Genomic DNA, 10,526 nt, shown 5'->3' with positions numbered 1-10,526 from the left:
CAAGTTCCCGTTGCGCCCGATCACCCTGTGCGCTATCCGGCCGGAAAGGCCTGAGGCGGCTTGCGAAATCGCGGCGCCCGGCCCACGCAACCCGAGGACGGAAACCGCCATGCCAGCCTATCGCTCCCGCACCACCACCCACGGCCGCAACATGGCGGGCGCGCGCGGCCTCTGGCGCGCGACGGGCATGAAGGACGGCGATTTCGGCAAGCCGATCATTGCGGTCGTCAATTCCTTCACCCAATTCGTGCCTGGCCACGTCCACCTCAAGGACCTCGGCCAGCTCGTCGCCCGCGAGATCGAGCAGGCCGGCGGCGTCGCCAAGGAGTTCAACACCATCGCGGTCGATGACGGCATCGCCATGGGCCATGACGGCATGCTCTACAGCCTGCCGTCCCGCGAACTGATCGCCGACAGCGTCGAGTACATGGCCAATGCGCACTGCGCCGACGGCCTCGTCTGCATCTCCAATTGCGACAAGATCACGCCCGGCATGCTGATGGCTGCGCTCAGGCTCAACATCCCCGCCGTGTTCGTCTCGGGCGGCCCGATGGAGGCCGGCAAGGTCAAGCTGCAGGGCAAGACCAAGGCCGTCGACCTCATCGACGCCATGGTGGCGGCGGCCGACTCCAAGGTCAGCGACGAGGACGTCAAGGTGATCGAGCGCTCGGCGTGCCCGACCTGCGGCTCCTGCTCGGGCATGTTCACCGCCAACTCGATGAATTGCCTGACCGAGGCGCTCGGCCTCGCACTGCCCGGCAACGGCACTGTCGTCGCCACCCACGCCGACCGCAAGCGCCTGTTCGTCGAGGCCGGCCACACCATTGTCGATCTCGTCCGCCGCTATTACGAGCAGGACGACGCCTCCGTGCTGCCGCGCAACATCGCGAATTTCAAGGCGTTCGAGAACGCGATGACGCTCGATATCGCCATGGGCGGCTCGACCAACACGGTGCTGCATCTGTTGGCGGCTGCGCATGAAGGGCAGGTCGCCTTCACCATGCAGGACATCGACCGCCTGTCACGCCGCGTGCCCGTGCTCTGCAAGGTCGCCCCGTCAGTCGCCGATGTCCATGTCGAGGACGTGCATCGCGCCGGCGGCATCCTGGGCATTCTCGGCGAGCTCGACCGCGCCGGCCTGATCGACACCTCGGTCTCCACCGTGCACGCGCCGACCATGAAAGAGGCGCTGGAGCGCTGGGACATCAAGCGCAGCAAGAGCGAGACGGTGCGCACCTTCTATCGCGCCTCGCCCGGCGGCATCCCGACCCAGGTCGCCTTCAGCCAGGAGCGCCGCTACGACGAGCTCGATACCGACCGCGAGAAGGGCGCCGTGCGCGATCTCGCGCACGCCTTCAGCAAGGACGGCGGCCTCGCGGTGCTCTACGGCAATCTCGCGCAGGACGGCTGCATCGTGAAGACCGCCGGCGTCGACTCGTCGATCCTGAAATTCTCCGGCCCCGCGCGCGTGTTCGAGAGCCAGGACGCGGCCGTCGAAGGCATTCTGGGAGGGAAGGTCGTGGCCGGCGAGATCGTGGTCATCATCTATGAAGGCCCGCGCGGCGGCCCCGGCATGCAGGAGATGCTGTATCCGACGAGCTATTTGAAATCGATGGGCCTCGGCAAAGCCTGCGCGCTTGTCACCGATGGCCGTTTCTCCGGCGGGTCGTCCGGCCTGTCGATCGGCCATCTCTCGCCGGAAGCGGCCGAAGGCGGCAACATCGCTCTGGTGCGCACCGGCGACCGCATCGCCATCGACATTCCGAACCGCAGCATCAACCTCGAGGTCTCCGACGAGGAGCTGGCGAGCCGTCGCGCCGCGGAGGAGGCGAAGGGTGAAGCTGCCTGGCAGCCCGCCGCGCGCAAGCGCAACGTCTCGACCGCGTTGCAGGCCTATGCTGCGCTCACCACCAGCGCGGCGCGTGGCGCCGTGCGCGAGGTGAAGCGTCGCTCGAACTGAGCGTGCGCGGCGCAACGCATGGTCGACAAGCTGTTAGCGGCCGGCAAGAGCCGGCCGTTCGCATTAAGGATGCCCCGACGAAGTTCGGCATAGCAGGGTTTTGCGGCGTATATTGCGCGCGACTTTCGCAAATCCATTTTTGGGCAACTGGGGCACCACCGCAATGTCTCGTACTCTCGCTGTCGTTTTCTCAACAGCCGTCGCCGCGATTTCGATGACGGGCGCGGCCTCGGCCGGCTGCTACAATTGCTACGCACCGCCGCCCTGCCAGACCTGCTATCAGCAGCAATACGTCGCCCCGCAATATCGTGCCGTCGAAGAGACCGTGATGGTGTCGCCGGGCTCGGTCGTCGCGCACCGCACGCCGGCGCAGTACCGCACCGTGATGGTGCCGCAGACCGTGATGGTGGCGCCGCCCAGCGTCCAGTACGAGCGCATCCCGCCGCAATACGCCACGCGCCAGCGCGTCGAGATGGTCTCGCCTGGTTATTCGTATTACGTGCCGGTGCAGATGGGCTGTGCGTCCTGCGGCTACTGAGCCAAGGCAACAGAAGACCAGCGCAACAAACAAGACTTCGCGCGGCGTCGCCAAGGGGTGGCGCCGCGTTTGCTTTTGCGGCAAGCCAAACGCGGCTCAGCCAACTTCGCGTTGCCTTGCGCCGCCGACTGCGTTAAGCGACAGCCATTCTGGACTTGGAAGGGTGGCCGAGTGGTTTAAGGCACCGGTCTTGAAATTCTGGAATCGCCGTATCGGCTAGTATTGAAATTGCTCGATTGCACTTGTTTTGTGGGAGTTTTCGCGCGCTATCGTTCCTCCCTGTATCGCTTAGTTCCGTCCCGTATCGTATAGTTCGGTAGTAAACGGGGTAGTAACCACACGGGGAGGGCGCCGATGTTCATGATGCTCATGAATGGCGTGGCGTGGTTGGTAATTATCGGGCTGGCCGTCCTGGTCTTTATGCTCGCGAGCGCCGGCCTTGGCGCGTTGATCGGCAACCTGATTGTGGCGGGCCGCCGCATGTTTAGACCAGTGAGCAAACCGCATGATCGGCGCTGAGCGAGAACACAAGGTCACCGTCTGGAACGAGACCTGTCGGGTGACCACCTACCATAAACACAAGACGGTCTGGATTGCCGTGGGCACCTATAAGGGCGAGCGGATCGAAACAGACGACAGCAGCGAAGGCACCGCACTTAAGCGCTGGAAGGAAGCTGCCGCCTACCGCGGCGGCTGAGCAAAAAGCCCGCCTGCACGCGCTCGGCGCACAGACGGGCTCTCCGAGCGATGACGTTATCCGGCCGGGTCCGGCAGGACGCGCGGCAAGCCATACGTCCCCGCCAGAGCGAGCGTGAGCGCCTCAATCTGTCGGTCGAGTTCGGCCTTATCGGCTAGCGCCGTGAGCAAGCTCATCAAGGTCCGCGTCGTGAATTCAGCCGTGTCGTTCTGTGATGATGCTGTCGTCATTTTCCCCATTCCTGCCGGATGGCCATCCGTGAATCGGTGGCGTGGCCTTCACTATGCCATCTTGCAGCCGGAATACAAGAGCTAAGTCATTGAAATAATTACGGAAACATGCAACGTTTATCGTTGTACGACAACGTTTCACACCCAACCCGTCGGTCTATAGTGCAGCGGCCGATTGAAGTCCGACGCTGCATCGGACCCACGCCAGCGCGCGCCCAGAATGAGCCGACTTGCAATCCTATGAGCACTGTCGCCGGCTTGCAGGCGCGCCGTGACGCGCTCACCGTTTGCTCGGCGGACCGGCATTCCGTCACCCTCGACCAGGGTTAGCAAGTCGCCATCGACCGTAAAGAAACCGACTTCGCAGCTTCCCATGTCACCCGGTGTGCCGGACGGATTGCGCGTCGCCACGGTGATTTCTTGAATTTTGTTACGAGCCATCACGCGTACCCATTGTTCCCATAGACCAGCTTGCGATTGAAGTTCGTCACCACAGAACGCGGGATTGGCGAGCCGGCCGGTTCGGAGAAGCACAGCGCCACGGCGTCCGCTTCGTCCGGTGAAGGCATGCCCCGCTTGCGCATATCTTCCTTGCTCTCAAGCACCAGTCTGCCGGCGGAGTCGTATTTGAAAGTGAAGCTCGTTAGCGCGGTCTGCAACGATTCCGAGTCCGGAAGCGAAAACCGACCCTGCAACGCGTTCTTGACGTTGGAGTGCAGTTCCGCGCGACGGTTGAGCGGGCCGCCAGAAGGCTTGCCCGACTCGTCCAGTGGCGCTGGCTCAATGGGCTTGCCGCCGAAATTTACGTTGTTGACCGTCTCACCATAGCCTTGCTCAACCAAGCGATCGTAGACGCCGATACCAAGGCCTCCGACGTCAATATTCACCTTGATCGGCTTGTCGTCACGGATGATCTTCGCGACCCATCCTGCAACCTGCATCGTGTCGAGATGCTTCCGTTTCTCAATCTTTTCGATGCAGTGGCCACGGCGCCACGCAATCGCAGTTGAGTCCTTGCCCTTTCCGGCCGGATCAACGCCAACAATCAGTGGACCGTATGGCTCAATGTCGGTCGTCTTGCGCGCCGCCAACACGATGTCGGCAGGAATGAAGCTGTCGAAATCGGAGACCATAAAAGCTTCATCGGGCGTCGCGGGATACTCACGCTGGAAAAACTTGACGTCACCCTTGTCCGCGATCTTGCATCGACGCCAATAGATTTGCTCGGAGTCCAGGCCGTGCAGGTCTGCCAGCGCTCGCTCTTCCGTCGTCATGGCGAAGTCGTCGGGAATAGGCTTACGATAGGTCGGATCGTCAAACCACGGCAAGAACACCGCCAGGAAGCTATTTTCGCCAGCCAACGCCTTGCACCAGAACTGGTGAAATTCATCGCCGTACTGATTACCTGTCGTCTCTACGATAATCTCGGTCTCGGGCAGGTCCGGCACCGTTTCCATCAGCGCCGCAAGCTGCTCTTTCAGGTTTACCCAAAAGGCCGCCTCGGAGGCGTGCAGCGCCTGCGCTGTCGACGATCGGCCGGCGCCATCTTCGGTCGCCACCGAAACCAGATAGCCCGAATCGATGTCGGAAAACTTCAATTCTTCGGCGTTGGACGCTCCGGTGGCAGGGCGATCGGCTTCCGGCATATGGTCGTGGAAGCGCTTGACCAGGTTGAAAAGGTTACGTGATGCCGGCTTCTCGTGCGCCACGATCGCGGTCAGGAAACCTGGGCGCCTGATTGTTTTGTGATAGTAGCGAGCCGCCGTGTAGGTGCTGACGCCTTCCTGCCGAGCCTTCAAGACAACAACGCGAACGCGGCCGGTCTCTGCTCGCTGCTTCTCGATGATTGCGTGAAGCTTTCGCTGGACAGGATTGAACACGAATGGAATCAGGCCGCCGGCCTTCGGCCTGATTTTCAAACGCTCGGCGGCGAAATACTCCAGGTCATTGGCTAGTCTTGTGACGCGCTCGCCGTCCGCATACAAATTTTCCAGCCAATCAGTCACGATCGGCGCCCGCCGAACACCGTGCCCCATATCACGTTTGCCCATTCCGTGCTCTGCTCGGGTTTGGCCTGATGCGCTTCGGCGGCCTTCACGATTTCCAGCGCCGCGCGGAAGGTGCACCCCATCCCCGCGCTGATGTGGGATGCTTGCTCAAGATGGTCCAAAAGTCCCCGGACAGGCTCTGTCATTTCACTGCTCCCGTCTGAATGAGATAGCTCCGGCATTGGCAATCGCCGCCGCGCGTGAGCATCTGGCGAATGACGACTTGCGGAACGCCAGGCGTTTTCTTGGCTTCGTCGGCGGCCATCTGGTCAATGACGGCGTCGATCTCGGCGCGCAGTGCGGCGATGCGATCGGCCAAGGGGAGCGCGGGTGGCGGCTTCATTGGTGCGGGCATTTGGGTCCTTTATCGGTTTGATTTTATCAGGCGATAGTGAGTGGCGCGCAGCGCCCGCTCATAGACGTGACGCGCAGCAGCATCCCGCGGTGAGGTGAAGCTGTCGGCTGTTTTGAGATTCTTGAGATGATGAATCCGCGCCTCGAAATCGTGCTTTTGGAATTCCGTGGCGACTTCGCTCGGTGACAGCGTCTTGCCAAAGCGAAGTTTGGCCTCTGTCTGCATCTCTTCAATAAAGTCTGTCATGTCGTTTTACCTTCCTTTGCTACGACGCGCCGACAGCAAGGCAGCCGCGTCTTTCAAACTGTGCGATTTTCCAAATTTGGCGTTGAGTGCCGCCAAGCTTGCGTCGCCGCGCTCTGCACCTCGCGGGGCGCCGTTACCAGGACGCTGCACAGACGGGACAGGCGGGACTCCCCGCGTCAGATTCTTCGCCTGCGCCTGCATCAGATCGTATCGCGCAGCCTTGACTAAAAGTGCTTCCGCCGTCGCACGTGGAAAGGTCGATTGATTGCTCACCGCTTTTAGGAACTGCGCGACATCCGCGCCATGCTCGGCCAGCATTTTCGGAACATGAGCCTCGATTGCCGCCATTTCCTTCGCCGGAATGCCCTTGGTCAGTTCGGCGAAACGTTGATTTTCGCGAGCCGCATAGGCCTTGAATTCCGCCTGCTCGCGCGCGGCCTTCTGCGCCTTGATTTGGTGACTCGCGGCTTCGACGCGGCCAAGCGCCAGCAACTTGTTGTAAGCGAGACGTGCCCGAGCCGGATCACGCTCGTGCATCGAATTGATTGCGTTTGCCCACTGATCGAGGGGTAAATCAACCAACTCGGGGATCTCCGAAAACAGACTGGCAGCGGCGAATTTGCCGGCGTCCGCCACCGCCGCTTCGTACTGTGCGCGCTGCGCTTCGGCCGCGGTCACCCGCTCCGTGATTGCGGCTTGCACCTTCGGATTGGCCAGAACTTTCTCAATGTCCGGCTCACTGTCGACGGGGGCCGGCTCGGCGGGCTTCTCCCCACGCAGCTTGTCAATTTCTTTTTGCTGCGCCTTGGTGTCGTCCAGATCGGCTTGCGCTGCGTCGGCTTCGCGCGCCTCTGCAAGCATCTTCCCGGCCTGCTCGGTGGTCATGGTGACGTTCGCCGGAAGACCGGCGTTATGCGTGACGATCTTCGATTCTGGGCCGCTCAATTCCTTGAGACGCTGCGCCGCTTCCTTCACGGTGAGATCGTCTTGCGCTTCCGTTTTGGTTTCATCCGGCAACGGCACATAGCCGGCATCACGCTCCAAACCCTCCCGACCATAGGCCGGTTCGGCGGATGCAAACTGACCAGCCTCGTTGCGCGGCGTCTCGGTGGTGGTGTCGGTCATGGTTACCTCTTGAAGATCGGCGGTTGGCGTTTCGGTTGATTGGCGTTCGTGGTCACGGCCGCAGCGCCGGCATCGCTTCGCGCCAGTTGTTGAAGGAACTGCAACTGGCCGATGGTGCGGGTCACCATCGCGTTGAGCGCCGCGGCGTTGATCGTGGCGCCATTCTGCAAGAGAATGTCGGCAACAGCCTTTCGTACGGCCGGCGTGTTGCCGGTGATGCCCCTGACGCCAGCATGCAGCATTGAGCCAATCGCAGCGCTCCAGTTGCCCGCCGCGGCGTGCATGACTGTTGTCGGATTGACGCCAAGGGCCTCGTGGTCCGCGAGATTGTCCGCGGTGCGCGACCCGCCAAGTGCCTGGTTACGGGTTTCAAACATCCGCATCTCTCGTCCGATGCGCCGATTCATCAGATCGGCGCCCGGCGCAATCGCCTGGCTTTCGTCTTGGAACGCCTGCGACGTGAACGGGCGAGCCTTGTTCACGCCGAAGGCGGCGCCTTGCGTCTGAGCAATCGCCGGATCGACATAGCCCGATCGGAAAGCGGTTTGCGCTTCCGGTCGCAGAGCATTGAAGGCCGGAATGGTGTCTTCCGTGCGACCACGCATCGCAGCGTCGCGACCGGTTTGCACTGCCTCGATATCGCGCGAGGCGTTGGCAAAGTTCGCGTTGGCGGCTCGGTAGCCGTTCGAAGCATTCTCCATGGCAGCGTCAAGGCTGCGCACGGCCCGCCGGATTTCCCGCGCCCGGTTGCCATAACCGCCCTGAACTGCACTTTGAGCGGCGTCGGCCATGTCTGAGCGGATGCGCTGAACGGCCTCGAAATCGTCCGGGTTCACCCGCGCAATGCGTTGGCGGAAACCCGTCAACGCACTTTCAATGCTGTCATTTGCCTCAGTGAGTTGCTGACCCGGTCGAGTGCCAATGACCCTATCAATGTGATCAAGTGTCGGGACGAGATCGACGCGACCAGCGTCGTTCCTGACCGTACCGTATTCCGCGTCCGCCGCGGTGTTCCGGGCGGCAGTCATGCGCGCTTCGGTCGCGGCGGCTGTCTCCGGCGCGTTGAACCCTTCGGCGAGCGCGTTTGCGATCCGGCGTCCTTGGCCAGCCTGGCGCTGTTCCAGGGCGTTCACGACGTCGGTCCGGCCTTCGCCTGGTGCGCGGGCCACCGTCGACAACATGCGCTGGCCAGGATTGCCGAGTGCGTCGGCGAGCGTGAATTGAGGCTGTCCCTCTGCTGCAGCCTGCGTCACGTCGCCGGCAATATCAGCCGTCGGCCGGCCGCTCTCCGAGATCGCGCGAGCTACTTGCCGATTGGCGGAGCCCTGCGGGTTGATCCGAGCCATGATGCTGGACACGAACGGGCTGGCCGCAGCTTCAACAGCGGGCGCCGCGCCTCCGATCACACCGCCGATGAGCGCTCCGGAAACCGGGTCACCGTTTCGGATCGCCGAATCTGCAGCGCCGATCGCAGCATTGGAGACTGCACCCGCACCCGTGCGCGCCGCAAAGGTGCCGGTCGCTCCCATCAAACCAGGTGCAGCGGCCACAACCGGACCCATCGAAGCGACGCCACCGGCAAGCTTTGCGCCGGTATCGATGACGGGGTGCTGCGCCGAGAACTTCGCGTCGGCGCCTTCCTGGTCGCGCAACGAATGCGCGTAACGCTCCGACCAAGTCGGTTCGTTCAGTTGGTCTTTTTCGTCGAAAAGCGGATTGAGGACCGGAGCAAGTGCGGCGTTCGTGGCAGCATCTGCCTTGTTGAGCAGGCCGCCGATGATCGGCACGCCCGTTGCGAACGAACGACCGACACTGTTGACCGAAACAGGGTCGACCGGACCGCTTGCAAGGTGCTGCTGCAAGATCTGGAAAGCCTGTTCTGGCGTCGATCCATCTGGCCCCTCTATCGTGTAGGTTTTGCCGTCCGGCGATTTGAAATCAAACTTCGGCATCAGCGCACCTGTACCGACCAGCCGGCCGGAAGCGCACCCGGAGTCTCGCCACCATTGGCTTTCAACCATTCATCAATGCGCTTTAGGACCCTCTGACCCTCTTCCTTGATGATCGGGCCGGCTTTGTCGGCAGCCAACTGGCCCATACCTGCTACGCGCTTTTCCTCAAGCGCCTGCAACGAGCCGTGCAGCAGCTCGGAAAGCTTGCCGATCGCGGCGCGCTGCTGCGTTGGCGACATATTTGGCGAGAGCCCTTCCTCCCAAGCCCGAATTTCCGTATCGGACAAATTTCCGCCCTTGAAGACTTTCGACATTTCGTCCGCGACCGCATGAGCATTGATCTTAAATGCGGTAGGCTCGCCGCCGCCGGTCGCTTCGTTGAACTTGTTGCCCACCCAATTGAGGGCGGGATAGTTGCCATTGTGCAGAGCGTCGGCGCTATCCAAGAGCGCGTTGACATGTGCCAGCGTCTGGTTCGCACTGCGCACCATTTCGGCGCTCTTGCCCGCGCTGAAATCCTTCACGCTGGCGACGCGACCACTCCAATTCGCCGCATCGAAGGTCGGATCGTATTGCTGTGTCGCGGCGATAAGGTTCTGCCAATAGGGCCTTGCCAGCGCCATTGAGGACGGCAGCGGCTGGCGACCTTCGGCCATCGCTCTGACCCTACCGGCCACGTCTGGCGCCAACGTGGCGAGATAGGCGGCGCCAGTCTTGGACATATCACCGAGTCCGGTGGCGGTCGTATCGCCGCCCACAGCGGTCGCAATCGGCGTCATTTCGCCGGTCGCTTTGTTCATCTTGGCGAACGTCTTTTTGCCAAGCCCATCCTCGCCGGTCTGGACGACGCTGAAGCTGTCGTTTTGTGGCTTAGTGAATTTTTGCGCGATGATGGCCTTTCCAGCCTCGGGATTCAGAACCGCTACCGTGGCTTCCTGCGGCGTGAAGCCCGCGTTGACCAGGGCGGTGAACTGCTGCCGCAACTGGGCTTGCTGTTGGGCTTGCAATTCGGCCTGCGGATCATTGCGCTTGCCTGTGATTGCCGCGACGATGCTGCCGACGATATTTCCGCCGCTTTGCCAGTTCTGGAAACCGGTCATCAGATGACTACCGAGATCGTCCGGCGTCGCTGCGGGGATTGGCTGGAGAGCGGGCGCGACTGTCGCGCCGGTCGCAGGATCGTGCTGCGGATAGACATCCAGGAAGCCGGAGCCAATGCGCGGCATCTGGTAATTGCCGACCGCGATCGGGGCATTATCCGGAGTCGGCGTGGCTTGCGGCGCCGGTGCTGCGGCGTTGGCGTCCATTGGCGATGACGGGAATCCTGCCCCCGCGGCCGTTGGGGCGGCGACCGAGGCTAGCAGACGGTCGAGCA

13 protein-coding genes are annotated in these 10,526 nt (G+C 62.2%); 4 read left to right on the top strand and 9 right to left on the bottom strand.

What is annotated here, in order from left to right:
* Window positions 1–109 precede the first annotated feature (109 nt).
* The 4 genes from ilvD (at window position 110) to XH88_RS37660 (ending at window position 3,195) form a co-directional block, all read left to right on the top strand.
* Window positions 110–1,960 carry a dihydroxy-acid dehydratase gene (ilvD, locus tag XH88_RS37675; protein ID WP_271673215.1) on the top strand — a complete coding sequence of 617 codons (1,851 nt, stop codon included), beginning with the start codon at window positions 110–112 and terminating at the stop codon, window positions 1,958–1,960.
* Window positions 1,961–2,174: 214 nt separating this feature from the next.
* On the top strand, window positions 2,175–2,498 hold the full coding sequence (locus tag XH88_RS37670; protein WP_271673461.1) for a hypothetical protein: 324 nt from the start codon (window positions 2,175–2,177) through the stop codon (window positions 2,496–2,498).
* A 354-nt stretch (window positions 2,499–2,852) separates the two neighbouring features.
* The gene (locus XH88_RS37665) at window positions 2,853–3,017 is read left to right on the top strand and encodes a hypothetical protein (protein ID WP_271673214.1); all 165 of its coding nucleotides are present in this window, start codon (window positions 2,853–2,855) and stop codon (window positions 3,015–3,017) included.
* Complete coding sequence (locus tag XH88_RS37660; protein ID WP_271673213.1) at window positions 3,004–3,195, top strand: hypothetical protein; 192 nt, start codon at window positions 3,004–3,006, stop codon at window positions 3,193–3,195. The genes XH88_RS37665 and XH88_RS37660 overlap by 14 nt, the downstream gene beginning before the upstream one ends.
* A 56-nt stretch (window positions 3,196–3,251) precedes the next feature.
* On the opposite strand, the gene XH88_RS37655 is transcribed toward XH88_RS37660, so the two are convergent.
* From XH88_RS37655 to XH88_RS37615, 9 genes are all read right to left on the bottom strand, one after another.
* Window positions 3,252–3,425 carry a hypothetical protein gene (locus XH88_RS37655; protein ID WP_271673212.1) on the bottom strand — a complete coding sequence of 58 codons (174 nt, stop codon included), beginning with the start codon at window positions 3,423–3,425 and terminating at the stop codon, window positions 3,252–3,254.
* A 138-nt stretch (window positions 3,426–3,563) separates the two neighbouring features.
* Window positions 3,564–3,866: a hypothetical protein gene (locus tag XH88_RS37650; protein ID WP_271673211.1), complete on the bottom strand. Its 303-nt coding sequence runs from the start codon at window positions 3,864–3,866 to the stop codon at window positions 3,564–3,566.
* Window positions 3,866–5,476 carry a hypothetical protein gene (locus tag XH88_RS37645; protein ID WP_271673210.1) on the bottom strand — a complete coding sequence of 537 codons (1,611 nt, stop codon included), beginning with the start codon at window positions 5,474–5,476 and terminating at the stop codon, window positions 3,866–3,868. The genes XH88_RS37650 and XH88_RS37645 overlap by 1 nt, the downstream gene beginning before the upstream one ends.
* The gene (locus tag XH88_RS37640; protein WP_271673209.1) at window positions 5,428–5,619 is read right to left on the bottom strand and encodes a hypothetical protein; all 192 of its coding nucleotides are present in this window, start codon (window positions 5,617–5,619) and stop codon (window positions 5,428–5,430) included. Before XH88_RS37640 ends, XH88_RS37645 begins: the two co-directional genes overlap by 49 nt.
* Window positions 5,616–5,792 carry a hypothetical protein gene (locus XH88_RS37635; protein WP_271673208.1) on the bottom strand — a complete coding sequence of 59 codons (177 nt, stop codon included), beginning with the start codon at window positions 5,790–5,792 and terminating at the stop codon, window positions 5,616–5,618. The genes XH88_RS37640 and XH88_RS37635 overlap by 4 nt, the downstream gene beginning before the upstream one ends.
* 45 nt (window positions 5,793–5,837) lie before the next feature.
* Window positions 5,838–6,074, bottom strand: coding sequence for a hypothetical protein (locus XH88_RS37630; RefSeq protein ID WP_271673207.1), 237 nt, complete (start codon window positions 6,072–6,074; stop codon window positions 5,838–5,840).
* A 6-nt stretch (window positions 6,075–6,080) separates the two neighbouring features.
* Window positions 6,081–7,199 (bottom strand): hypothetical protein, encoded by a 1,119-nt coding sequence (locus XH88_RS37625; RefSeq protein WP_271673206.1) that lies wholly within the window; start codon window positions 7,197–7,199, stop codon window positions 6,081–6,083.
* Between the two features lie 2 nt (window positions 7,200–7,201).
* Window positions 7,202–9,151, bottom strand: a complete 1,950-nt coding sequence (locus tag XH88_RS37620; RefSeq protein ID WP_271673205.1) for a hypothetical protein — start codon at window positions 9,149–9,151, stop codon at window positions 7,202–7,204.
* On the bottom strand, window positions 9,151–10,458 hold the full coding sequence (locus XH88_RS37615) for a hypothetical protein (protein ID WP_271673204.1): 1,308 nt from the start codon (window positions 10,456–10,458) through the stop codon (window positions 9,151–9,153). The genes XH88_RS37620 and XH88_RS37615 overlap by 1 nt, the downstream gene beginning before the upstream one ends.
* Window positions 10,459–10,526: the final 68 nt, after the last annotated feature.

The sequence above is a fragment of the Bradyrhizobium sp. CCBAU 51627 genome, from assembly GCF_028128765.1.
In the GTDB taxonomy this organism is placed as follows: Bacteria; Pseudomonadota; Alphaproteobacteria; order Rhizobiales; family Xanthobacteraceae; genus Bradyrhizobium.
This window is presented reverse-complemented; position numbering and strand designations above follow the sequence as displayed.